The following is a 25,347-nucleotide window of genomic DNA, read 5'->3' on the forward strand; positions in this document are numbered from 1 at the left end:
AGGACGAGAATCGAGGAGGATGGAAATGGTAGAAGTAGTAGGTGTCCGATATAGAGATGCAGGTCATATCTATTATTTTGCACCAGGAGACTCTGAATATATTTATAATGACAAGGTATTAGTCGAATCTCAGCAATCCTTACATATTGCTACTGTTGTCCTTCCTAAAAAAGAGATTGATCCCAATGACCTTCCTGAAGCTATTCGTCCAATCTTGCATAAAGCATCAAAAGCTGAACTAGAAAAAGACAAAAAAAATAAAGAAGATGCGCGTGATGCATTGCAAATCGCAAAAGAAAAAGTGCAGTTGCGTGAGCTGGAAATGAAAATAATCAAAGCTGAATATACATTTGATCGAAACAAACTGATTTTTTCTTTTACGGCGGACGGGCGAATCGACTTTAGAGAATTGGTAAAGGATCTAGCCGCTGTATTTCGTACTCGTATTGAGCTTCGACAAATTGGTGTACGCGATGAAGCGAAGATAATAGGCGGAATTGGTCCATGTGGGCGTCCATTATGCTGTTCTTCTTTTTTAGGCGATTTCGTGCCCGTATCGATCAAAATGGCAAAAGATCAAAGCTTATCTTTGAACCCAACAAAAATTTCCGGTTTATGCGGACGCTTGATGTGCTGTCTACAATATGAGAGCGAAGAATACGAGACAGCAAAAAAAGAACTCCCTGACTTTGGAAAAGTAATTGTTACACCTGATGGTAAAGGGAAAGTCGTAGGGTTGAATCTGCTTAGCCGTATCGTTAGTATTCGGCTGACTGGACGGGAAAATCCTGTCGAATATGAATGGGATGAATTGAAAGAATTTATCCAAGTAGGTGAGATAAATGGATAAGAGATCATTATACGACGGATTGAATCAGTTAGAATCAGAGTTGAGAAATACATTAACAGAACTTGTTGAAATGAAGCATGCTTTGCATGAAATCGTAGAAAAAAATACGACTTTGGAGATGGAAAATCAACGTTTGCGAGAACATCTTCGGGAATTGAACCAAGTTGCACAAGCTCCAGCTGAAAATGTGAAGCAAGAACTTTCCAAGTCTCGTATGAATCTTGAAAAAATTTATGAAGAAGGCTTCCATGTCTGCTACGATTTATATGGATCAAGACGGGACAATGACGAGCCTTGTGCGTTTTGTCTAGAAGTGATCTATCGCGAAAGCGGTCGATGATCAATAACAAGAGGAGACTGGAGCGGAGAAAGACTGCTCCAGTTTTTTTATTAAGGAGATTGTGACAGATGTATAATCAAAAAAGTTTCAAAGGAAATCCAGTATACGGGAATTTATATCTTGTACCGACGCCAATCGGAAATCTAGAAGATATGAGCTACAGAAGTGTTCGTATGCTACAAGAAGCAGACCTTATCGCAAGCGAAGATACGCGTAATACACAAAAATTATTGAATCACTTCGAGATTCCTACGCCCCAAAAAAGTTTACATGAACATAATTATAAAGAACGTGTCCCTCAATTGATTGCTTTGTTAAAAGAAGGAAAAACGATTGCTCAAGTCAGTGACGCAGGAATGCCTTCCATCAGCGATCCTGGACATGAGCTAGTTTTAGCCTGCATAAAAGAAGGGATTTCTGTGATCTCTATCCCAGGACCTACAGCTGGGATGACGGCTTTGATTGCTTCAGGGCTAGTGCCTCAACCATTTTTATTTTATGGCTTCCTTCCACGCAAGAAAAAAGAACAGAAAGAAACATTGGAAAAGCTAAAAGAACAAACAGCTACGCTGATTTTCTATGAGTCACCTTATCGGATCACAGCTACGTTGACGAATTTCTTAGACATTTTTGGTAATCGCCAAGTCGTTTTGTGTCGAGAATTGACAAAGATCCATGAAGAATACCTTAGAGGAAGTACAGAAGAACTACTTGCATATATTGAAGAACATCCAGTAAAGGGGGAATGTTGTCTGCTTGTAGAAGGAAATTTGTTTGAAACGACAGGGACAGAAGTGGATGAAGAGCAGGGATCCTTAAAAGAACAAGTAGAAGCAAAGATTGCATCAGGCGAAAAGCCAAATGCTGCTATCAAAGCAGTAGCGCTTAAAAATGGACTGAAAAAACAAGAAGTTTACCGTCAATATCACGAATTAGACTGAAATAGTATAAGTAGTATACAATGAAGCGGCAATGTGGAAAACAGCTACTAACTTCTCAAACCTCTTGAACGCGAACGAACGTTCCTGTATAATGGCTAAGAGGTGAGGATGATGGAGCTGCAATTTCCTTTACATAATGATACATCAAGAAAAATCATTCATATCGATATGGATGCTTTTTTCGCTTCTGTTGAAGAACGAGATCATCCTGAGTTTCGTGGGCACCCATTAGTAATTGCTAGACATCCCAGTGACACTGGTGGGCGTGGAGTAGTGACTACGGCAAATTATGAAGCAAGAAAATTCGGAATTCATTCAGCAATGAGTGCACAAAAAGCGTATGAACTTTGCCCGCAAGCCATCTTTAAGCCTGGCGACCATCATAAATACAGCGAGATTTCCAAACAAGTACGGGAAGTATTCTATCATTATACAGACATTGTGGAACCAGTTAGTATCGATGAAGCGTATCTTGATGTGACCGAAAATAAAATCAATTGCAAGTCAGCCATCAAAATCGCCCGAATGATCCAGGCAGATATTTGGGAAAGAGTCCAGCTAACATGTTCTGCGGGAGTAAGTTACAATAAGTTTTTGGCCAAATTAGCATCAGACTATCAAAAACCTAGAGGGATCACAGTAGTTGCACCTCAAGATGCTGTGCCATTTTTAAAAGCTTTGCCAATTGAAAAATTTCATGGAGTAGGAAAGAAAACTGTACCTAGAATGCATGAGTTAGGGATTTATACAGGAAAAGACCTATATGAATGCACAGAAATGATGTTGATTCGAAATTTTGGAAAAATGGGCTATTCTCTTTATCGTAAAGTGAGAGGAATCCATGATTCTCCAGTAAATGTTACAAGAGAGCGAAAATCTGTGGGAAAAGAGCATACGTATGGACAGCCATTGCAAACGGAGGAAGCCGTGCTGGCTCAGTTGCGCCAACTAGCTGAAAAAGTAGAAGAAGCACTGAGAAGAGTCCAAAAACATGGGAAAACAGTGGTTTTGAAGGTCAGGTACACGGATTATTCTACTGTGACCAAAAGAGTGACATTGCCAGAATACATCTATAAAAAAGAAGCGCTCTTTTATCAAGCAAGTCTTATATGGGAGGAAATCTTGGGAGTAGAAAAAGGGATCCGATTGTTAGGAATCACCTTGACGAATCTTGACCCGATGACCTATGAAAATATCGTCCTTCCGTTATGGGGAAATCAAGAAATATAAAAACAGCTTTGAGAGTTGAAAATGGAAATCCGTTTTCTCTCTCAAAGCTGTTTTTATATCAAGTCTTGTTTTTTGATTTGTTCATAGGTTTCTGTTGCATCCGTACATTTTTCCCAAATCATAACTTGGTTGGATTCTAAAGATTTTTGGACATCAATGATTCGCTGGTTGCTGCTTCCGCGAAATTGTAGTTTTAGGTCACGTTTGCTCAATTCAAAGCGTCCGTCAACAAGGATATCGATTTGCGAAAGGAGTTCTAATTTATCTTCTGAATCTTGTAACAATTCATCAAAGGTATAGCCTGTCCATGACCAGATATCTTTTGTCGTACCGAACTCTTTTCGGATACGTCGTACGACTTGCAAACAAACATCTGTATTCAAAAAAGGCTCGCCGCCCAATAAAGTCAGTCCTTGTACGTAATCGTTGCGCAAGTCAGCGATGATTTGTTCTTCTAATTCAGGTGTGAATGGTTTGCCATATCGAAAATTTTGCGCCGCTTTGTTGAAGCAACCTTCGCAGGCGAATAAGCAGCCACTAACGTAAAGACTGTTACGGACACCTTCACCATCGACAAAATTAAACGGTTTGTAGTCAGCAATATAGTTTTGACTGTAGTCTTTTGCTAACCATTCTTTTGGTTTTGGATTTCTCATAAAAAAACTTCTTTCATTTAAGGTTCAAAGATATAGCTATTGAAGATAAAATCTACTCGACCACATAAATAAGAACAAACCGACCTAAATCCATTGTTCAAAAAAAGCTTGTTCTTATTTTGATAGAGAGCGTTCAAAGGTACAAAGCATCGAAAGAGAGTGGTGAAAAAAGATTTGTCACTGCCTCTTATTCTGAATAAACGGTGTTCAAAAGCTTGCATCTGCGGTAATAAGCCCAACTAAACGAAAAATATGAGGAGCTATTTTTGTTTAGCTGTTCTTATTACTTGATGCAGGACAGCTTTTTCACAACCTCATTTCATGTGTTTCACACGTGAGGAAATTTCTTTGTGGCGTCCATGTACCATCGGACGAGCTTGTGGATTTCCTAAATAACCACAAGTACGTTTGACTACATCACATGTTTTTGGGTCATGATTTCCACATTCTGGACATTCGAAGCCTCGTTCTGTTGGTTTGAAATCACCTTCAAAACCACATTGATAGCAATGGTCAATTGGCGTATTCGTACCAAGATACCCGATTTTATCATATGCAAAATCCCATACAGCTTCTAAGGCTTTCGGGTTTTGTTGGAGCATAGGGTATTCACAGTAGTGGATGAATCCACCTGAACAATATTTTGGATAATCCTTCTCAAATTCCAATTTTTCAAATGGCGTTGGGTTTTTACGTACATCATAGTGGAAACTGTTTGTATAATATTCTTTATCTGTGATATTTTCGATGATACCAAATTTTTCTGTATCTAAACGACAGAAACGATCAGTCAGACTTTCACTTGGTGTTGAATAGACGCTGAAATGATAACCGTATTCATCACCCCATGCATCCGCATTGGCTTTTAATTCTTTGACGATGTCAAGTGTGAAAGCTTTTGCCTCTGGGTTTGTTTCCCATTCGCCACCGAAGAAAGCTGAAGCAACTTCATATAATCCAATGTAGCCTAATGATACAGTAGCTCGGCGGTTTTTGAATAATTCATTGACAGAATCGGTACGTGAAAGACGTTTTCCGAAAGCACCATACATGTATAAGATTGGCGCATTTGCTGGAATGGCTTCTTTACAACGTTCTACACGATAGAGAAGCGCATCTTTCATGATTTCTAAACGGTCAGACAATAGCTGCCAGAATTTGTTCTGATCTCCTTTTGATTCGATCGCGATTCTTGGTAAATTCAATGTAACCACACCTAAATTCATTCGTCCGACATTTACTTCTTGACCATTTTCGTCTTTCCATCCTTGCAAGAATGAACGACAGCCCATAGGTACTTTGAAACTTCCAGTTAATTCGACGATTTTGTCGTAATTCAGAATATCAGGATACATTCGTTTCGTTGCACATTCCAATGCTAGTTGTTTGATGTCGTAATTAGGATCTTCAGGGTTTAAGTTTACACCTTTTTTTAAAGTGAAGATCAGTTTAGGGAAGATAGCTGTTCGCTTTTCACTCCCTAATCCATTGATTCGGATCTGTAAAATCGCTTTTTGGATTTCTCTTTCAAACCAATTTTCCCCCAAACCAAACCCTAATGAAGTGAAAGGGGTTTGCCCATTTGAAGTAAATAAGGTATTGATTTCATATTCCAAACTTTGCATAGCATCGAAGATATCTTTTTTGGTTTTTGCTTTTGCATATTCTTTTTGGCGTTCTGGCGAATCGATCCATTCTTCCGCGTCTTTTAGATGTTTTTTATAGTTCAATTCTGCAAAAGGAGCCAGCAATTCATCTGTTCGGTCGGCAGAACAGCCACCATATTGACTTGACGCAACATTAGCAATGATCTGTGAGATTTGTGCTGTCGCTGTTTGGATAGATTTAGGTGATTCCACTTCCGCATTTCCAATTTTGAAACCGTTGTTCAGCATACCTTTGAAATCAATCAAGCAGCAATTTGTCATCGGTGTGTAAGGATGATAATCCAAATCATGGTAATGGATATCACCTTTTTGATGGGCATTTGCTATATGTGGCGGCAACATTTTCAGTCCGATCGATTTTCCGACGATGCCGGCTGTTAGATCACGCTGTGTATTGAAAACATTACTGTCTTTATTTGCATTTTCATTCACGACAGTCTGGTCTTTGTTGATTAGTTTTTCAATCGAAAAGTTGATATCTGTCGCTTTACTGCGAGCAAAATCCCGTTTTGTACGGTAATTGATATACTCTTCTGCTAATTCATATTCGTTTTTTTCTAATAAGATATGTTCCACGATGTTTTGAATCTCATAGATCTTGACATTTTCAGCAAACCGGCTTTTGATTTCTTGGACAACCAAGTCTGCAATCATTTGGATTTTTTCGTAAGTAAGTGGGGATAATGAGCCGTGAATTTTCTTTTCAGCTTTGATTAGTGCTTCGTTGATCTTTTGTTCATCGAAATCAACATGGCGGCCATCTCGTTTGATAACTTTCATCTGGTGTGCCTCTGGTTGCTGAGTAACGACTGTTTTCTCTTCATAATTTACTTTCATTATCTTCAACTCCTGCTAAATTGTTCTTGTCTATCATAAAACAAAATTTAGGAAGGAGCAACTAATTATCGGCTATATATAGTATTCAATCCGCTGTATAATTGGATTTCTATACTATATGTAGTGTATATTTTATTGTGAAAAAAAGTGAAAACTTGTAGTTGATGGATTTATTTTTTGCATATTTAATTTAGCTGAATAAAATAATTGAATAAAATTTTTTTATTTGGGCTAAGAAAAAGTGACAAAAACATAAGAGCAAATTGTTCGTAGATATGCTACTATGCAAATAAACAGAAATGAAAGAGGAGAAGAAGAATTGGAAAAGATGATCGAAGTGAAACATCTCAGTAAAAGCTACGGTAGCAAACTTTCTCCCGTCAAAGCTTTAGATAATATCTCATTCACAGTAGAAGAAGGCGAATTTGTTGGGATCATGGGTCCAAGCGGTGCAGGCAAGACGACGTTGATGAATATTTTATCCACGATCAATTTGCCTACGATGGGTAGTGTCTTGATCCAAGGAAAAGAAATCACAAAAATGAAAAATAGTGAGCTCAGTGACTTTCGCCGAAAAAAACTAGGATTCATTTTTCAAGAATTCAATTTGATCGATACTTTAAATGCAAAAGACAATATCCTATTGCCCCTAGCAGTTGAACGGATGACTAAGGAAGAGATGGAAAAGAGAGTAAGACACGTAGCTCAATTGTTGAATATAGAAGAACTGCTAAAACGATATCCAGATGAGCTTTCTGTCGGTCAGCGACAACGAATTGCAGCCGCTAGAGCCCTTGTTGTTCAGCCACAAGTAATCTTTGCAGATGAACCAACTGGATCTCTAGATTCGAAGTCGGCCACAGAATTGTTGAATTATTTACAGACTATGAATCAAAAAGAAAAAGCGACAATCTTGTTAGTCACCCATGACCCATATACAGCGAGCTACTGTGACAGAATTTTATTTATCAAAGACGGCGTGATTTTTTCAGAAGTTGTGAGAAGAGGGACAAGAAGAGAATTCTTTGAAAAAGTAATCGACATGCAGGCGACGATTGGTGGAGGAGGAAAAATGAATGCTGTATAAATTAGCCGTCAAAAGCTTTTTTCGGCAGTCCCGAGGGTATCTTGTTTATTTTTTCAGTTTGACTTTATCCGTGATGATTTATTATTCATTCAGCGCAATGACCTATGATCAATCTTTAGTTAGAAGAGCAAGTCCAGATACTTCGATAGATGGCGGATTGAGTTTTGGCGGACTGATCATTACTGTCGTTTTACTTTTTTTCGTATTCAGTGCCAACCGATTTTTTTTGAATAGAAGACAAAAAGAAATAGGTATCTATCAACTTTTTGGTATGAACAAACTACAAATTTCAGGTATATATGTATTGGAAATCATGATAATTGGGTTATTTGCCTGTATTTTTGGGATATTGCTCGGCATTATTTTCTCCAAACTCTTTTCCATGATTTTGGTTCGAATGATGGATATGGATCTTAATAGTCCGTTTTTTATCTCCATTCCATCAGTCGCAGATACTTTATTTGCTTTTTTCATCATCCTTTTAGCAGTATCTGTGTATTCGATATGGAAAATCTGGCGCTACCCGATGATTCGAAGTTTTGGAGAAAAAGAACAAGCAGATAGTTCAACGATGCGTTTCAGAACAAGGCATCGATTACTCGCTGTCATTGGGTTATTGCTTTTAACGAGCGGATATTTTGGGGCTAGTCATTTTAGAGAAATCACTTCATGGATGATCAGTCATCATTACCTTGAGACATTCATTCTCTTTTTGCCTTTTCTGATCTTTTTCATTTGTGTGATTGGTACTTATTTGTTTTTCTGCTATACATTTCGACTCTTTTTGATCATATTGAGTAAATGGAAGCTCTATTACTATGGGATCAATTTTTTAATAATAGGTAATACACAAGTGCACCTGCTCAAAAGCTGGCGGACGAATTCTCTAATTACAGTCATTCTTGGAATTTCTTTAATGACGATTGGCGGTACGGCTAGTATTTCTACTATTTTATCGTATCAGGAGAAAGTATCCTCCCCGATGGACTATCAGTTTGATGTCGAGACAGAAAAAAAAATCAAGCCTATTCTGGCAGAGGAAGGACAGAAGATAACTAAAAAAATCACCTTGCATTATAAAGTCATAGGTAGTATCTACAGACCAGATCTCGAAGAACCTATGTTTCAAACTGCTAATCTGATCACAGAAACAGAATATCAAGCCTTCAGAAAAGTTAATCCGGATTTGCCAAACGTTTCTTTGAAATCTCCTAACTATACTGTTTTGCTTGATCAAATGCAAACTCTTTTCCGGAACATTTCATTATATGGTTCTAGTATTGGATTGCCAGATAATCAAGAGTTGAAGATTCAACAAATGCTTCCAAGTGTATTAGGTGACGAAACGATGGTATATCTAAGTCCTGTACTAGTCGTGGATGATAACGTTTTTGAAAAAGCAAAAGGTGTAGATTATCAAGTAGTCAATGTGGATGTGTCAGGTGAGAATAATGAAAAGATAGATGAACGACTGAGCAGTGAAATGTCGATAAAGTGGCTCAATGCTATTTATTATTCTTATGATATCGTAAATGGGCGTCTGCAAGGAGAAATTAGTACAAAGAAACTGCCAGATGACAAAATGAAGGAAGCGCAATTTAGTCAAGAAGGTTCTCGGTTGAACTTCTCCTCCAGCTATTCAAAATTGCGTGCAGTCAACCGGCGGATTGGTATCAATATTTTTGTCACACTGTTTGTCGGAATGATCGTCATTATTGCTACTGGCAGTATTCTGACCGTTCGACAATTAGCAGAAGCAGAGGAAGAAAAAGAAAATTATCACCTATTGACTAAACTGGGGATACCACAAAGAAGAATTAGAAGGATGATTTTCGAGCAAAACGCACTTACCTTTTTTCCACCCATGATATTAGGAATCACTCATGCAGTATTTGCAATCAATGTTTTCACTCAGTATATCAAAACTGCCGATTATTGGTTGGCTTATCTTGTCAGTGGCTTATTGATCCTTATCTATCTTTTGCTTTATGTCATTACGAGTCAGTTATATTGTCGGATTATCGAGGAATGACAGGCGGAATAAGACAAGATAATAAAAAGTACTAAATTTTAAACACCGTTTAAAGAAGAGATTGTGAAAAAGCTGTCCTGCATCAAGTAATAAGAAACAGCCAAGCAAAAATAGTTTCCCATGTTTTTGATTTAGCTGGACTTATTACCGCAGATGCAAGCTTTTACACACCGTTTATTTGGAAGAAGAGGTTGTGACACGCTTTTTGTCACAACCTCTTTATTTTTTATATTTTTTAAAATTACTAGAAATTATAAAGAAAAAAGCAGTGTTTTGATGTGCTATTTTTATAAAAGCTATGTGACAAAACTGTTAGTAAAAAAACGGTTTCTGTAAGCTAGACACATGTTTCTTTTTGTCAAAATTCGTTACACTTTGTGTGAGGTTATATGAGGAGGGAATCCAATGAACAAATGGTGGTCTAATCCAAAATTGAATTATTGGGGAAAATTCATCATTCGAACAATTTTTTATAGTGCGGTACTGCTGTTCCTGATCTACCTGTATCACTATAAAAATATTCAAGGAGGAACATTTATCTATAACGAATTTTAGGAGGAAGAGTATGGAAATCAAAACGATTATTGAAGCAGTCGATGATTGGGGAATAAGCGAACCTGATCGAATTGCTTATCAGGCGGATGAGATGCATACTTTTGGAGAATTGAAACAAGCATCAGACGCACTTGCTTATTATTTAGAAGAAAAGGTAGAAGGGGATGGACCAATCGTCGTTTTTGGTAATTTAGAATTTGAGATGATTGTCGCATTTCTAGGAATTGTCAAATCTGGTCATGCCTATTTGCCAATTGAAGAACACACACCCAAAGAACGTATCCTGTCGATCTTTCGGGTGGCTAAACCATCTATGGTCATCAGTATTGGGAATTGGATAGAAGACATTCCTTCTGTTCCTGTCGTAACAAAAGAAGAATTTCAAGAAATCGAGAAGATACCAGTAGAATTTTATCCCAGAAACAGCGTAAAAGGTACAGAAAATTTTTATATTATTTTTACTTCTGGTACTACTGGAGAACCAAAAGGCGTACAAATCAGTCATGATAATCTAGTCAGCTTTGTTCAATGGACGATGGAAGACTTTGGGATCAAGCCTGGTATGCATTTCTTAGCCCAAGCGCCATTTTCTTTTGATTTATCGGTATTTTCTATTTATCCTGCATTAGTTTCTGGTGGAATGCTGAAGCCGTTAAATAAAGCAGTTATTCAAGATTTTCGTCAATTATTCGCGACATTGCCTAACTTGAAGTTGAATATTTGGGTTTCTACTCCATCTTTTATGGATATTTGCTTGATGGAGCCTACCTTCAATGGAGAAAATGTACCAGAATTGGACATGTTTTTATTTTGCGGAGAAGAATTGACAAAAAAAACTGCAGAAACACTACTTGATCGATTCCCAAATGCACGGATATATAATACTTACGGCCCAACAGAAGCAACTGTGGCTATTTCAAGTATCCAGATTAATCAGCACGTACTAGATAAATATGACCGACTACCGATCGGCTATGTAAAAAAAGACACCAAAGTTTCTATTGTCCAAGAAGACAAACTTGTTCCAAAAGGAGAAACAGGTGAGATCATTATTGCAGGGCCAAGCGTATCAAAAGGTTACCTGAACAATCCAGAAAAAACAGCAGCTGCGTTCTTTTGTCAAAATGACTTAGCAAGTTACCATACAGGGGATGCAGGAAGGTTGGATGAAGACGGGCTTTTATTTTATGAAGGCCGTATGGATCAGCAAGTCAAATTACATGGTTACCGGATCGAGTTAGGGGATATCGAACATTATCTGTTGCAAGACTCCCGGATCAAACAAGCCGTTGTCGTACCAAAATATCAAGGAACAAAAGTGCAGCAGCTTGTTGCTTTCATCGTATTAGAAAACACAACGAAACAACCGGATTTTCAACTGACCAAATCGATCAAAGAACAATTACTGCAAGTTGTGATGGAGTATATGATTCCTCAGAAGTTCCATTATGTCGATTTGCTGCCTCAGACAGTAAATGGAAAAATTGATCGAAAAAAATTAACAGCTGAGGTGAATCCTGAATGATGTTTCCTCATATGATCCCTTACGCAGAGCCGTTTTATTTTTTTCTTTTAGCCATTGCGCTTATACCAATCGTTCTATCTTTACTGATATGGAAAAAAAGATTACCAATTTATCAATCAGTGGTGACACTTTTCTTTTTATTTGTCAGCTTTGGAGGTACTTATTGGGAACAGGGAGCGGCGCTGATTGGGTATGTTTTTTGGCAGACAATCCTTGTATGGGGCTATTTTGTTCACCGGCAAAGGAAAAATCAAACAGGATGGTTTTACGCCGCCGTTATTTTAGCAATAATTCCACTGTTTTTAACGAAAGTGACTCCTTTTTTTGAACATGGAAAAGCATCGCTACTTGGTTTTTTAGGAATCTCTTATTTAACCTTTAAGTCTGTGCAAATGATCATGGAAATAAGAGATGGCATGATCAAAGTATATAATCCATTTCGTTATATCCAGTTTCTGCTGTTTTTCCCGACAATATCTTCTGGACCCATCGATCGTTATAGGAGATTTGAAAAGGATCAGCTCCATCCACCTGTTCGTGATAAATATGTTGATCTCTTGGGAAAAGGCGTCCAAAATATTTTTGTCGGTTTTTTATATAAGTTCATTATCGGTTATTATTTTGGTCAAGTACTGCTCCCTGCAGTAGGGCGCATCGCATTACAGCATGGTGGGATTTCATGGGCGTTAGTGGGTTACATGTACGTGTATAGCATGTATTTATTTTTTGATTTTGCAGGTTACAGTTTGTTCGCAGTCGGTACAAGCTACATGATGGGGTATCAGACGCCAATCAATTTCAATAAACCATTTTTATCATGGAATATCAAAGAATTCTGGAATCGATGGCATATGACCTTGTCTTTTTGGTTCCGCGATTACGTGTATATGCGGTTGATGTTCTTCATGATGAAGAAAAAAATCTTTAAAAGCAAGATCGTGATGTCAAATATCGGGTATTTCGCTTTGTTTCTTCTAATGGGTGTCTGGCATGGATTGACGTGGTACTACATCGTATACGGTCTGTATCATGCTTGTCTGATCTGTCTGACAGATGCATGGATCCGATTTAAGAAGAAGCATAAAGATCAGTTGCCTTCTAACAAATTTACGCATGGCGTAGCCGTATTTTTGACATTTCAAGCGGTATGTTTCAGCTTCCTGATTTTTTCAGGATTTTTAGATAAACTTTTTTTTAGCTAACGAATAGTGACATATTAATTTATATAACAAAGGAGAAAAGGAAAATGGAAGAACAAATTTTATCAATCTTAGAAGAAATAACAGGAACAGATGAAGTAAGAAAAAATCGTGATATTGATCTATTTGATGAAGGTTTGCTTGATTCTTTAGCATCTGTGCAATTATTAGTCGAGCTAGACGGAGAGTTGGATATCCAAGTCCCAGTCTCTGAATTCGAGCGGGAGGATTGGCGCACACCGAATAAAATCATTCAACAAGCAACTGCATTGAAGGGTTGAGTATGAAAAAGAAACTCTTTGCTATTTTTGGACCTGTTGTTCTCGCTTTTGGTCTGCTTGCCCTATTCTTCACTTCTTCCTATCGAGTAAATATTGATAACCCGGAAGTAATCAAGCGAGCGTCTTCATCTATGTCAGCAAATGTACTAAAGGGCGATGCAATAAAAAACAAAGCTTTGTCTGAAAAACAATATATCCCCTTTTTTGGGTCGAGTGAATTAAGCAGGATCAGTCCATTTCATCCGTCTGTTTTGGCTGAAAAATATGATAGAGGTTATCGTCCTTTCTTGCTAGGAGCGCCGGGAACACAATCATTAAGTCAATATATGATGATGCGATCTGCAGGGGATGATTTGAAAAACAAAAAAGTGGTGTTTATCATCTCGCCTCAATGGTTTGTAAAAGATGGTGTAAAAACAGATTATTTCAACACTTACTATTCTGAACTTCAGACCTATGATTGGTTGTTCTCATTGAAAAAAGTTACATCAGCTGATCGCTATTTAGCTAGAAGACTATTAACTTTTTCAAAAGTAAAAGAGAACGATACGCTGACAGGAATTCTACAAACGATTAAAGAAGGAAAGTTACCTTTACCTGATTCTTTGGATCAGTTGCACAGCCAATGGAACATGTTGAAGCGTGAGGATGAGATATTCAGTGATATCGGTTTGAAAGATCGTCAGCAAAAAATCGATCATGAATCAAAACAATTACCAGACCACTATCAAGAAACAGAATTATCCATTTTGGCAGATGAGATTGGAAAACAAGAAACGACAAATAATCCATTTGGTTTGAAAAACGATTTTTATACACATCGTATCCGATCCCACGAGCCAGAACTCAAACAGTCACAAAAAAATTGGGATTATCGTTTTTCACCAGAATTTTCTGATTTTCAGCTAATCTTGGATCAATTAGCAAAAAACCATAATGAAGTGTTGTTTATCATTCCACCGGTCAACGAGAAATGGAGCGATTATACCGGACTATCTCAAGAAATGCTACAAGGATTTGCCAAAAAAATCAAATTTCAATTAAATAGCCAAGGATTCAATCGAATAGCTGATTTTGTCAATCAAGCTGGTACCAATTATTTTATGGAAGATACGATCCATTTAGGGTGGAAAGGCTGGCTGGCCGCAGATCAACAGATTAGACCGTTTTTAGAAGAAAACCAGCTTCCTAGTAGGTACCATCTCGATGATGCTTTTTTCAGCAAAGCTTGGCAACAGCAAGTACCAGATAAACTACGATTAAAATAAATAAAACAGGTGGAGGATATCTGCCTGTTTTATTTATTTTAGAATATTCTGAAATAAACAGTAAAAATACCAAGTTTGCCTGAACAAAAAACAAAAGCAATGGTATAATCACAATATGAATATAGAAATGGGGGAAAACATTTGGATACAAAAGAAGAACAGCTACTAATTGATTTGACTTCTGCAAAAGGAGTACCTGGGAATGAAGAAGAGGTAAGAGAAGTATTCAGAGAATATGCTAAACCATTCGCTGATGATATTTTTTATGACGGATTAGGCAGTGTGATTGCTAAGCATGGCGCTGGCGGAGGACCAAAAGTCTTTATTTCTGGTCATATGGACGAAGTTGGTTTTATGGTAACAAAAATAACCGAAAAAGGCTTCTTGGAGTTCCAAACACTTGGAGGCTGGTGGGGACAAGTGATGCTTGCTCAACAAGTGGAAATCAAAACACGAGAAGGAAAAATCATTCACGGGGTAATTGGTTCAAAACCACCGCATGTTTTAACACCTCAGGTACGAAATAAACCATATGAAATCAAAGATATGTTTATTGATATCGGCGCATCAAACCAAGAAGAAGCCAAAGAGTGGGGCATACGTCCGGGAGATATGGTCACCCCATATATTGAATACAAACGAATGAACGGCAGTAAATATTTACTGGCAAAAGCATGGGATAATCGGATAGGGACAGCTGTTTCTTTGCGAGTATTGGAGAATCTATCTAAAGAAGCACATCCAAATGTTTTATTTGCAGGAAGCGATGTGCAAGAAGAAGTGGGCTTGCGAGGCGCTCGAACAAGCACGCACCTTGTAAATCCGGATATTGCTTTTGCTTTAGATACTGGTACAGCAGGTGATACTCCAGGAATGACACCAAAAGAAGCAGATTCGATTTTAGGAAAAGGTCCACAGATTTTGATTTTTGATGCATCGATGATTCCGCACAAAAAATTATTGAATTTCGTTATCGATGTAGCAGAGGAAATGGCTATCCCATTCCAATATACAGTGATCTCTGGCGGTGGAACGGATGCAGGACAAATGCATTTGACAAGAGACGGTGTTCCTTCTGTAGCCATTACTGTTCCTGTTCGTTATTTGCATTCCCACACATCAGTGATCCATGAAGATGATTATTTGAATACAGTGAAGCTAGTTACTGAGTTAGTGAAACGGCTTGATAGTGAAACAGTTGAACAAATCCGGAGTTATGAATAATGAATAATAAAATGCCTATTTCTGAATATCGAAAAAAAGCGCGAGCTTCTTTAGAGAATCAATGGGGAATCAATGCTTGGCTTGTTTTCTTATCCATATTGTTCACAAGCGTCATACAGAATTTTTTTGACGGTTTCAGTCCTTTTACGGAAGAAAGCATGCAGCAAAACCTATTGAGTTTTCTAGTCAATAATTTGCTTTTATTCGCATTCAACTATGCATTGTTTTATATTGCGTTAGTAGTTGTACGAGGTGGCAGACCAAAAAGCAATCTTCTATTTTCAGTTTTCCAAAAAAAATATTTTGGTTCGATACTTGTCATCAATTTGATTAATTCAATCATCAACTGGTTGCTCAATAGTTTGATCTTTCTGCCCATGTTTTTAATCAGCGGAGTGAGTGCTTATACGCAGTTGCTTTTCAATTCAAGTACGGTACCTACGGATGTCATGCCAGGAGATTTTCTTGATATCAGCTTTGTTTTATCAATGGTAGGGATGATTTTTGTTTCAGCACTTATCATGAGCATCGTTGGCGGATTGTTCCAATTTGCTGCATGGACGAAGTTCGACTATCCTGATTTGTCGGTCGTACAATGCTTAAAATATGGCTGGTTCTTATTGAAAGATAGAATCGGTACGTATATTTTGTTGCAACTATCTTTTATCGGCTGGTATTTGTTAGGGGCAATCGCTTTATTCATCGGTCTTTTGTGGGTCATCGTTTATGTGAATGTATCAGTTGCAGAATTTTATGAACAAGCACGGATTGAAAAAGGTGGTCCAGAAGCCTATTTTGCTTAATCTGTAAGCAGTTCATTCATTAGAAAAATAACTTTTGTGGTAGGATAAATCTTTGAGGGGGAATGTATGATGAAATTAACTGTTTTAGGCTGCTTAGGGGCGTATCCTTATAATAATCAAGGGACAACAGGTTATTTACTTCAATCTGACGGTTTCAACTTGTTGATTGATGCAGGTAGTGCTACGCTGATCAAATTACAAGAACATCTTGATCCACTTGATTTGGATGCTGTGATCCTTAGCCATTATCATCATGATCATATTGCTGACCTTGGTGTATTACAGTATTACTGGCAACTTCATCCCAAGAGAGATCCGGAGACATTGCTTTCAATTTACGGGCACACAAAAGATTCTGTCCACTTTGAAGAATTGACGATGGCGAATGTCTCAAAAGGACATCCTTATTTTGAAGCCGAAGAATTAAAAATTGGTCCTTTTCTGATTACTTTTATGGAAACAATCCATCCAGTAGTATGTTACGCCATGCGAATCGTAGAAGAAGCAACGGGGAAAGTATTCGTATTTACAGGAGATTCAGGTTATTTGGAAAGTTTCGCTGATTTTGCGAAAGAGGCTGATTTGTTTCTAGCAGATACCTATCTATTTGAAGGAAATGAACATCATCATGCACATTTCACTTCAAAAGAAGCTGGAGAACTGGCGAAATCAGCTAACGTAAAGAAACTTGTACTTACCCATCTACCTCAGTTTGGCGACTTAGAACAATTGAAAAATGAAGCGCAAAAAGCAGCAGGTAAAGGGATAGATGTAGAACTTGCTGCAGTTGACAAAGTGTTTGACATTTAGGAGGAAGAACATGATTTTTGTACCAAATGAAAACCACGACCCAAGAATCAATTTAGCAATTGAACAATACTTGTTGCAAGAAATGCCATTAGATGAACCCATTTTGCTCTTTTATATCAATGAACCTTCAATCATCATCGGTAGGAATCAGAACACGATTGAAGAAATCAATCGAGATTATGTGGAAGAACATGGTATTCATGTGGTCCGCCGTCTAAGCGGAGGCGGAGCTGTCTACCATGATTTTGGGAATTTGAACTTTAGTTTTATTATGCCTGATGATGGTGATTCCTTCCGTGATTTTGCGAAAGTAACACAACCAATCATCCAAGCACTTCATGAATTGGGTGTTGCCGGGGCTGAGTTGAAAGGCCGAAATGATTTAGTCATTGATGGTATGAAATTTTCCGGTAATGCGATGTATGCTACCAATGGCCGAATGTTTGCTCATGGAACGATCATGTTCGACTCTGATATCAATGAAGTAGTCAATGCATTAAAAGTAAAAAAAGACAAAATCGAATCAAAAGGAATCAAATCGATCCGTTCTCGTGTGACGAATATCAAACCGTTTCTTCCCGAAGAAAAACAAAAAATGACAACGGAAGAATTTCGTCAAGAAATCTTGTTGAAAATTTTTGGTGTAGAATCAGTAGAGGAAGTAAAAACGTACGAATTGACCGACGAAGATTGGAAAAAAATCAATCGAATATCTGAAGAATATTACCGAAATTGGGATTGGAATTACGGAAAGTCCCCAGATTTCAATTTCTCTCGTCAAAAACGTTTCTCTATCGGTTCGATCGAAGTCCACTTGAATGTATCAGAAGGAATGATTAAAGAAGCAAAAATCTTTGGTGATTTCTTCGGACTAGGAGATATCTCTGATGTCGAAAAAAAATTGGTGGGACAGAAATATGATAAAGAATCTCTATCAAAAATAGTTGACCAAATTGATGTGAAAAAATATTTTGGTGCGATAGAATCAGAAGAATTGCTTACCTTACTTTATTAAAAACAAAAAGCAGCGGAATCCTTATGTATTGGATCCCACTGCTTTTTTATATAGAATTCGAGTAATTTCGGGAAAGCTGAACAGTGATTCGATCAATCAATGTATCTTTTTCCTGCGTTAGTGTTCCAGTGTAACGATCTGCCACATCTTTCATCATCATCAAATCAAAGCGTTCCTGATCATCTAATTCTTCTGTGATACCTCGACTGAATATATTCGTATCATAATGTGCACTATGTTCGCAACAAATGATGAAATGATCCTCTTGTTCGTGTATCGACAAATGAATTTTTCGATACAGCGGATTTTCGATGGCATGAGTTTCTCTAAAGGAATGCTCTAGGGCATGAATCAAAAGCTGGGCTAGATCATCATCTTTGATAGGAAGATCCTCAGGAAGTTCTGCTTGGAAGGTGATCTGGATATTCCGTTTAGCAGCTAACTGTTGATAGCGCGCGAAAATCAGATTTGTCATCTGATGATTGCAAAAAGAACACAGCATTTCAAAATTTTTTGCTTCTTCCAAGATTGTTTCCACATATTTTTTTGCTTTTACTTGATCCGTATGCATTAAGTCTTGCAGATTTTCCATTTCCTGAACAAATTCTAAACGAAGCGTATTTACTTCTTGGATATGCTGTCGAAGTTGCTCATAATGCTGTTCCAGCAAATCGTTTTTGATTTTTAAGAAATCTACTTGTCTTCGGTCTTTATCTGTGTTCAGAATGTGGTCAATCAGATTGTAACTGATAATAACAATCAAAATAATAATGAATAAAATCGTAGACCAATTGATCGTCGTTTGATAAATACCTAGTGCTGTTTGGATATAAATCAAGCAGTGGATAATAGCAACCAAGACGATCCAAGGTGTACAAACTACATAAAAACGATTGTTTTTATATGCTTCACCAATGCAGGTAAGCGAAGTGACTAGAGTACTGATAACACTAGCTATATTAGCAATTGGCATCAATTCAGGAAGTTCTGCAGAAGTAAAAGCTGCATAAAGCAGAACACCAGAAAAGATCGAAAGCTGGATTATACAAAAAATCCCATACCATTTTTTATAATAAATCATCCGGCTCCAATAATAGCAGATAATGAAAGCCGAGGTTAGGATAATAAATAAATGAGATAAAAAAGAGTGAACGAATGGTTCAAAAAGGATGCCACTTAAAATATCTTCTGAAACAGCTTCAAATCCTAATGCCAAAGCAAAGCAGCTTAAGATAATCAGCGAGTATTCAAGCCGTTTTTGTTTGTACATCAAGTAGATGGTATAGATAAACGTCCCAATAGCAATGAAAACTGCAATGATCATCGTTAATACTTGCGGTACTGATTGAGAATAGATAAAACCGATTAACGGACCAGTTGTACCTATATAGACTTTCGGTGGCAACCCAGCGTAGTTTTGATAAGGAGATGAGACAGAGATCATCAATTTTTTTCCGATGTAATCTGATGGTAAATCTATCACAGCCAGTGATAATCCAGGGTTGCTTTCTGCGTCGTAATCTTCCCGTTGGTATAAAATGTTTCCGTTTAGATACACAGTAATCCATTGATGATTTCCTTTGATTAGTAAATTTGCTTCGTTCAACGGTTTCTCAAGTGTCGTTTCCATAATAAATGTTTCATCTTTGTCTACGGTAGGAATCGTACGAGTGTACTTGCTGTCAAACTTAAAATCAGGATCATCTTTTGAATAGAAAACCCATGAATCTTTTATTTCTTTCATTTGATTACTATTAGCAGGAGAGAAGATAAAATAGAAGAAATAAGCAATCCCTGCTAAAAATAACACTGATAATATAATTATTATGCTCCATTTTATGCGCATATAGAAAGATTCTTTTTTATTATATATGTTATTAAAAAAAGCCATAAAGGTATTCCTTTCTAAAACTTGTAATTTTAGGGTAAACGTTTTTTTTACTAACGTCAATTATTTATAATGAAAAATGAGATAAAGATGAGGAAATAGAATCAAAAAACGTCGTTGTCATAAAAATGTGTTTTTACAGTTATAATTTGAAAAAAATTTATCGTTATTATATGATTAAGAAGGATTGAAGAAAGAAAGGAGTTGAAAACGATGCCTGATTACAAAAAAATAACTTTTGTTAGTTCTGTAACGCTGATTATATTTTTAATACTTATTCTTCTCGTCGTCTTGGTTCCCCGAATTTTTGGATTGACTCCTTATATTATTGAGGATAGAGAAATGAACCCATATTATGCACAAGGAAATCTGATATATGTACGACCAAAAAATACAGATGAGATTTTAGTCGGAGATATTATTACATATTATGAAAATTCAGGTAAAAAAATCTCGACACGTCGCGTAATAGCCATTGAAAACAACTACAACGACTTTTATACAAAAGCTGACACACGGACTTATATCGAGCCTGGAGTAGTAAAAAAGAGAAATATTATCGGTAGTCCAATCTTCCAGATTCCATATATTGGTCTGGTCCTTTCCAAAACAGCATTTGCATGGATCCAGGGGTTATTCTTTACGATTGCTTTTTGCTTAACAGGAATCACAGCTTGGAATACTTTTGTAGAGTTGAAGAAGAAGCGGAGACGAACACAGAAATTTTTGTGAGAATGTTGAAAAAGACAAATATATTCAAGAGATACCATTACTCTTCTGAACGAGTGATACGGAAAATACTCATACAGCTTGTAGATTTAGCTAGTTGTTCGTATAATGTGTAAAGAGGAGGAGTAGTATGCGCAATGAAATGATGCATCGTCCTGTAGTCAAAGAAGAACTATTGGACTTTATGCGTACCCAGCAAAAAAAATTACCGGGTGAGCTAGGCAAATTGGAAGAAGAAGCTCATGTAGCAGAAGTACCGGTTATTCCCCACGAAACAGTTGTATTTTTGAAATTTTTACTTGGACAGATTCAGCCTGAACGAATCTTAGAGATCGGTGCAGCTATCGGTTTTTCATCAAGTGTCATGGCGACAACAATCGGAGAAAATGCTCATGTTACGACCATTGATCGTTTCGATGTCATGATCGAGAAAGCGAAAAAAAACTATGAACGTCTAGGATTGACAGATAAAGTAACCTTGCTTGAAGGGCAAGCCGCAGATATTTTGCCTGAATTGTCTGGTCCATATGACTTTATTTTTATGGATAGTGCAAAATCAAAATATATTGAATTTTTACCTGAATGTTTGCGTTTGTTACGAAAAGGTGGCGTTTTGATGGTAGATGATATTTTCCAAGGAGGGACGATCTTGCTCCCTGATGAAGAGATTCCTCGTGGCAAACGAGCTATCCATCGTAAATTAAATGAATTCCTTCGTGTCGTGATGAACCATCCTGATTTGACATCGACCATCTTACCATTAGGCGATGGTGTAATCTTAATGACAAAAGAAGCAGAAGAAATCGATTGGTGATACATGATTATGACAATCAGTAAGTGATTGATTATATCAAGGAATCCATCTAAATTTGATGTGAAAGAGACTGTATTTGTAAAACAACTGAAGGAAATAGTAAATAGATTGAAATAAACAGGAGTAAGCATGAAGACAATGCAACTCCTGTTTTCGACTGATAACCTTAGAATAGATGGAAGCGAATGTTTCTTTTCAAAGGATTGATTTGGTAGTTGAATTAAAATAATTGGCTATTTGCTAATTAAATAACTATTTCGTATTGACAGAAGCAATTTAATTATCTATAATTATTGATGTTCCGCTGATTCCTGTCATAGTAGCTCAGCTGGATAGAGCATCCGCCTTCTAAGCGGACGGTCGGGGGTTCGAATCCCTCCTGTGACGCTAAAAAACCGTTAGAAACCTCAGTTTCTAACGGTTTTTCTTTGTTTTTTGTGCCAATATTGTTTGTTTTCAAAGGCAAATAAAATAAAAAAAACATCTTTATCTAGTACAATTATAGGAAGTAAAAATAAAATCCATCAGAAAGAGGAAGCAAATATGTCAATATTATCAAAAATTTTAGTCACTCTAGTGGCCATCGAATTTTTTTATATCATGTACATCGAAACAGTAAGAACTGATTCCGATACGACAAGCAGAGTTTTTAAAATGAATAAAGAAGAATTAAGCAGAAAATCTGTTCAAACATTATTTAAGAATCAAGGAGTATACAATGGACTATTAGGGGTGGGACTACTTTACGGAGCTTACCTTTCTTCCGCACCTAAAGAAATTACAAGTATGCTGTTGCTATCAATTTTTATTGTTGCATTGTATGGAAGTCTGACTAGCGATCGCTGGATTTTACTAAAACAAGGTGGGTTAGCTCTGTTGGCCTTGCTTTCTATTTTCTTCTAAATGTAGAAAAACAAGGATCTATTGGACAGGAAACTTTGTGAAAAATATTACTTTTTCTCATGAAATATGCTATTCTAATGAATGGTATTTTAGAAAATTTCATGAAAAGGAGTTAGATAGGTGTTCAAAAATTATGTTTTATCACTAAAAAAAGAATTTTTAGGTTATGATCTTTCAAGATTTCAGAAAGATCTTTTGGCTGGAATCACAGTAGCTGCTGTAGCATTGCCTTTAGCTTTGGCTTTTGGGGTATCAAGCGGAGCCGATGCGTCCGCAGGTTTGATTACGGCTATCATTGCCGGTCTCGTTATTGGCGGTTTATCAGGCGGTTTTTATCAAATATCAGGTCCGACAGGCGCAATGGCAGCTATTCTAATGTCCATTGCGGCAACAAAGGGAATGCAAGGTGTGTTGCTTGCTACTTTTTTGGCAGGTCTATTTTTACTTGCAGCAGGACTTTTCCGATTAGGAACACTAACTTCTTTTATCCCAGCACCAGTAATCACAGGATTTACTTCAGGTATTGCTATTATTATTGCATTAGGTCAGATCGATAATTTGTTTGGTGTTCATTCGGAAGGTACAAATGTTATTGAAAAGCTAAGTAGTTATCAAACACTAGGTTTTCCAATAAACATAGCATCTTTGATTATGGGAGGACTAGTCATTTTAGGGATGTTCATCTATCCGAAAAAATGGGCGAAACGAATGCCTAGTTCGCTGTTGGCCATCATTTTAGCAACAGTAGTTACGCTACTGTGTCATTTACCAGTAGACACTGTTGGTAACATCCCACAAACACTGATCAGCAGTAATCGCTTGGGCTTGGGAGATTTTAGCTTTTCTGCCTTGCAACAAGTAGCCGTTCCGGCCATTAGCATTGCTCTGTTAGGGATGATTGAGAGCTTATTATGTGGTGCTTCTGCTGGTCGAATGGCGAATAAGTCATTAGACAGTAACCAAGAATTAGTGGCACAAGGGGTGGGAAATCTATTGCTTCCTTTTTTTGGCGGGATTCCTGCTACTGCAGCCATTGCTCGTACAAGTGTGGCCATCAAATCTGGCGCACAAACCAGATTAGCTGGCATGATCCATGCAGTTGTCTTGTTGCTTTCCATGCTTGTTTTTGCGCCAGTGATGTCACAGATTCCGATGCCGGCACTTGCAGGTGTTTTGATCGTGACGGCTTGGCGTATGAATGAATGGAGAACGATTAAGGAGCTATTTGTTCATAAATATTGGTCAGCTATTCTATTGTTTGTTCTTACAATGATTTGTACAGTCATCTTTGATTTAAGTATTGCTATTGTAATTGGGATTATCGGCGGTTGTGTATTTTTTGTTGTAAAAAGTGCGGCTATCACGATTTCATTAGAAACAATCGATTGGCAAAGAATGGGGCTGCCAGAAACGGAAAAGCTGAATAATTGGACAGTAGTGTACATCAGCGGTCCGCTATTTTTCATGTCTTCAGAGAAACTAAAAAATAAATTGGAAGAACTAAACCATCACGACGGTGTCATCTTCTCCATGCGTGGCGTACCAAGTATTGATTTGACGGCACGCGCAGTTTTTGATGAATTTCAAGAAAAAGCAGAACAGAGAGGACAAACGATTATCTATACTTCCTTGCAGCCGGAAGTAGAAAAACAACTTTCTCACTTATGGGAATATACATCCACACATCAACATCAAACAGTTGCTCATGCGTTGACAGCATTGCATGCGAAATATACTGCAATGAGCCATTAAAACAATGAAAAAGAACAGACAAGACTGTAAACTAACAATTTCACCGTCTTGTCTGTTCTTTTTAATCTTGTTGTAAAAGTGAAGCTAGTACTTGCCAATCTTGATGGATAACAGGTACAAGGGAACGATTATAAAAAATAGCTGCTGGATGAAAAAGTGGAAGGATACGATAGTTTTTTTCTGACCATTCGTAGGCATCTTTTTGTTTTGTTAGCTGTAAGACGGGACCTGTATAGAGTTGACCATGGTTTTTGGTAACAGTATATTCTTTACCAAGTAATCGTTGCAGGCCAATATTTCCAAGTGTCGCAATTAATTTTGGCTGGACTTCCATCAGTTCGTAATCCAGTATCGGTGCGTGTGCAAATACTTCGGATCGCGTAGGTGTACGATTTGGATAAACAGTTTCTGTCTGTTGTGTCCGTTTATTGATCCGATGAGTCACGCGATACGGGCGACTCCGTACAGCACTGGTGATATAGACATCTTCTCGTGTTAAACCAGTGGAAGAAAGTGCCTGCATCAATTCTTTTCCAGCTTGTCCGCTAAAAGGGATGTGTGTATCAATCTCTGTTTTCCCTGGGGCTTCTCCTACAAGCATTAATTTAGGATGAAGAGGTCCTTGCCCAGCGACAAACCCTTCTACAGGACGGTCGTTCATCCTTAAAGAAGCCTCTTGTATCAATTCTGTTGGGTATTCCATTTGTGCTCCTCCTTTTTCTTTTATTATAAGAAGAAAAGAAACGCAATGCGACTATTTTATTTGGCAGAAACGAAGAGGAAAGAAAAGCAGGAGAACGATTGTTTAAATCTTTATTTCATTTTTTGACTTTAAATTTAGTTGACGAACAGCGGCTGTTCTGGTAAGCTAGTACTGTTGTAATTGTGGACTCCACAGCTACAACCGCTCAGAACAAGTAATAAGCACAGCAGATGCTGTC

Annotated in this window: 23 protein-coding genes, 1 tRNA gene and 1 other annotated feature (1 of these 25 cut by a window edge); of the genes, 20 read left to right on the forward strand and 4 right to left on the reverse strand. The window is 37.5% G+C overall.

Annotated elements, in window-relative coordinates:
* The first annotated feature begins 25 nt into the window (after positions 1-25).
* The 4 genes from AB3I27_RS12635 to dinB all read left to right on the forward strand — a co-directional run bounded on the left by AB3I27_RS12635 (position 26) and on the right by dinB (position 3,361).
* Complete coding sequence (locus AB3I27_RS12635; protein WP_002292343.1) at positions 26-850, forward strand: stage 0 sporulation family protein; 825 nt, start codon at positions 26-28, stop codon at positions 848-850.
* On the forward strand, positions 843-1,190 hold the full coding sequence (locus AB3I27_RS12640) for a DNA replication initiation control protein YabA (protein ID WP_002288076.1): 348 nt from the start codon (positions 843-845) through the stop codon (positions 1,188-1,190). The genes AB3I27_RS12635 and AB3I27_RS12640 overlap by 8 nt, the downstream gene beginning before the upstream one ends.
* A gap of 68 nt (positions 1,191-1,258) precedes the next feature.
* The gene (gene rsmI / locus AB3I27_RS12645; RefSeq protein WP_002292345.1) at positions 1,259-2,131 is read left to right on the forward strand and encodes a 16S rRNA (cytidine(1402)-2'-O)-methyltransferase; all 873 of its coding nucleotides are present in this window, start codon (positions 1,259-1,261) and stop codon (positions 2,129-2,131) included.
* 108 nt (positions 2,132-2,239) lie between these two features.
* On the forward strand, positions 2,240-3,361 hold the full coding sequence (gene dinB, locus AB3I27_RS12650; protein ID WP_002310241.1) for a DNA polymerase IV: 1,122 nt from the start codon (positions 2,240-2,242) through the stop codon (positions 3,359-3,361).
* A gap of 53 nt (positions 3,362-3,414) precedes the next feature.
* Here the strand turns inward: dinB and nrdG are convergent, their stop codons facing one another.
* A complete protein-coding gene (gene nrdG, locus AB3I27_RS12655) occupies positions 3,415-4,017 on the reverse strand; it encodes an anaerobic ribonucleoside-triphosphate reductase activating protein (protein WP_002292348.1) in 603 nt (200 codons plus the stop codon).
* Between the two features lie 314 nt (positions 4,018-4,331).
* Entirely contained in the window at positions 4,332-6,521 is a 2,190-nt protein-coding gene (nrdD, locus tag AB3I27_RS12660) for an anaerobic ribonucleoside-triphosphate reductase (RefSeq protein ID WP_002292349.1), read from the reverse strand.
* Between the two features lie 319 nt (positions 6,522-6,840).
* Between nrdD and AB3I27_RS12665 the strand changes: the two genes are divergently transcribed.
* The 11 genes from AB3I27_RS12665 (at position 6,841) to AB3I27_RS12715 (ending at position 18,320) form a co-directional block, all read left to right on the forward strand.
* A complete protein-coding gene (locus tag AB3I27_RS12665; RefSeq protein ID WP_002310242.1) occupies positions 6,841-7,608 on the forward strand; it encodes an ABC transporter ATP-binding protein in 768 nt (255 codons plus the stop codon).
* Positions 7,598-9,640 (forward strand): ABC transporter permease, encoded by a 2,043-nt coding sequence (locus AB3I27_RS12670; protein WP_002292351.1) that lies wholly within the window; start codon positions 7,598-7,600, stop codon positions 9,638-9,640. The genes AB3I27_RS12665 and AB3I27_RS12670 overlap by 11 nt, the downstream gene beginning before the upstream one ends.
* A 405-nt stretch (positions 9,641-10,045) precedes the next feature.
* Positions 10,046-10,195 carry a teichoic acid D-Ala incorporation-associated protein DltX gene (locus AB3I27_RS12675; protein ID WP_002292353.1) on the forward strand — a complete coding sequence of 50 codons (150 nt, stop codon included), beginning with the start codon at positions 10,046-10,048 and terminating at the stop codon, positions 10,193-10,195.
* 10 nt (positions 10,196-10,205) lie between these two features.
* On the forward strand, positions 10,206-11,720 hold the full coding sequence (gene dltA, locus AB3I27_RS12680) for a D-alanine--poly(phosphoribitol) ligase subunit DltA (RefSeq protein WP_002292354.1): 1,515 nt from the start codon (positions 10,206-10,208) through the stop codon (positions 11,718-11,720).
* The gene (gene dltB / locus AB3I27_RS12685) at positions 11,717-12,922 is read left to right on the forward strand and encodes a D-alanyl-lipoteichoic acid biosynthesis protein DltB (protein ID WP_002329012.1); all 1,206 of its coding nucleotides are present in this window, start codon (positions 11,717-11,719) and stop codon (positions 12,920-12,922) included. The genes dltA and dltB overlap by 4 nt, the downstream gene beginning before the upstream one ends.
* A 44-nt stretch (positions 12,923-12,966) precedes the next feature.
* Positions 12,967-13,200: a D-alanine--poly(phosphoribitol) ligase subunit DltC gene (gene dltC, locus AB3I27_RS12690; protein ID WP_002292356.1), complete on the forward strand. Its 234-nt coding sequence runs from the start codon at positions 12,967-12,969 to the stop codon at positions 13,198-13,200.
* A 2-nt stretch (positions 13,201-13,202) separates the two neighbouring features.
* Positions 13,203-14,468 carry a D-alanyl-lipoteichoic acid biosynthesis protein DltD gene (gene dltD / locus AB3I27_RS12695; RefSeq protein ID WP_002292357.1) on the forward strand — a complete coding sequence of 422 codons (1,266 nt, stop codon included), beginning with the start codon at positions 13,203-13,205 and terminating at the stop codon, positions 14,466-14,468.
* A gap of 141 nt (positions 14,469-14,609) precedes the next feature.
* Positions 14,610-15,692 (forward strand): M42 family metallopeptidase, encoded by a 1,083-nt coding sequence (locus AB3I27_RS12700; RefSeq protein ID WP_002292358.1) that lies wholly within the window; start codon positions 14,610-14,612, stop codon positions 15,690-15,692.
* The gene (locus AB3I27_RS12705; protein WP_002292359.1) at positions 15,692-16,495 is read left to right on the forward strand and encodes a DUF975 family protein; all 804 of its coding nucleotides are present in this window, start codon (positions 15,692-15,694) and stop codon (positions 16,493-16,495) included. The genes AB3I27_RS12700 and AB3I27_RS12705 overlap by 1 nt, the downstream gene beginning before the upstream one ends.
* A gap of 69 nt (positions 16,496-16,564) precedes the next feature.
* Positions 16,565-17,305 carry an MBL fold metallo-hydrolase gene (locus AB3I27_RS12710; protein ID WP_016853388.1) on the forward strand — a complete coding sequence of 247 codons (741 nt, stop codon included), beginning with the start codon at positions 16,565-16,567 and terminating at the stop codon, positions 17,303-17,305.
* Between the two features lie 10 nt (positions 17,306-17,315).
* Positions 17,316-18,320, forward strand: a complete 1,005-nt coding sequence (locus AB3I27_RS12715) for a lipoate--protein ligase (RefSeq protein WP_002310251.1) — start codon at positions 17,316-17,318, stop codon at positions 18,318-18,320.
* Between the two features lie 46 nt (positions 18,321-18,366).
* Here AB3I27_RS12715 and AB3I27_RS12720 read toward each other — a convergent pair whose 3' ends face one another.
* Complete coding sequence (locus AB3I27_RS12720) at positions 18,367-20,211, reverse strand: hypothetical protein (protein ID WP_002292362.1); 1,845 nt, start codon at positions 20,209-20,211, stop codon at positions 18,367-18,369.
* 210 nt (positions 20,212-20,421) lie between these two features.
* On the opposite strand from AB3I27_RS12720, the gene AB3I27_RS12725 reads away from it, so the two are divergent.
* The 5 genes from AB3I27_RS12725 (at position 20,422) to AB3I27_RS12745 (ending at position 24,406) form a co-directional block, all read left to right on the forward strand.
* Complete coding sequence (locus AB3I27_RS12725; RefSeq protein ID WP_002292363.1) at positions 20,422-20,940, forward strand: signal peptidase I; 519 nt, start codon at positions 20,422-20,424, stop codon at positions 20,938-20,940.
* A 127-nt stretch (positions 20,941-21,067) separates the two neighbouring features.
* The gene (locus AB3I27_RS12730; RefSeq protein ID WP_002292364.1) at positions 21,068-21,751 is read left to right on the forward strand and encodes an O-methyltransferase; all 684 of its coding nucleotides are present in this window, start codon (positions 21,068-21,070) and stop codon (positions 21,749-21,751) included.
* Positions 21,752-22,064: 313 nt separating this feature from the next.
* Positions 22,065-22,138: transfer RNA gene (locus tag AB3I27_RS12735), tRNA-Arg, on the forward strand.
* A gap of 156 nt (positions 22,139-22,294) precedes the next feature.
* Positions 22,295-22,654, forward strand: coding sequence for a DUF1304 domain-containing protein (locus AB3I27_RS12740; protein WP_002329013.1), 360 nt, complete (start codon positions 22,295-22,297; stop codon positions 22,652-22,654).
* 120 nt (positions 22,655-22,774) lie between these two features.
* Complete coding sequence (locus AB3I27_RS12745) at positions 22,775-24,406, forward strand: SulP family inorganic anion transporter (protein WP_070872805.1); 1,632 nt, start codon at positions 22,775-22,777, stop codon at positions 24,404-24,406.
* 61 nt (positions 24,407-24,467) lie between these two features.
* On the opposite strand, the gene AB3I27_RS12750 is transcribed toward AB3I27_RS12745, so the two are convergent.
* Entirely contained in the window at positions 24,468-25,109 is a 642-nt protein-coding gene (locus AB3I27_RS12750) for a uracil-DNA glycosylase (RefSeq protein WP_047928086.1), read from the reverse strand.
* 189 nt (positions 25,110-25,298) lie between these two features.
* Positions 25,299-25,347, forward strand: a sequence feature (ribosomal protein L21 leader region) (it continues 28 nt past the right edge of the window).

The sequence above is a fragment of the Enterococcus sp. C46 genome (assembly GCF_040887565.1).
Taxonomy (GTDB): domain Bacteria; phylum Bacillota; class Bacilli; order Lactobacillales; family Enterococcaceae; genus Enterococcus_B; species Enterococcus_B lactis.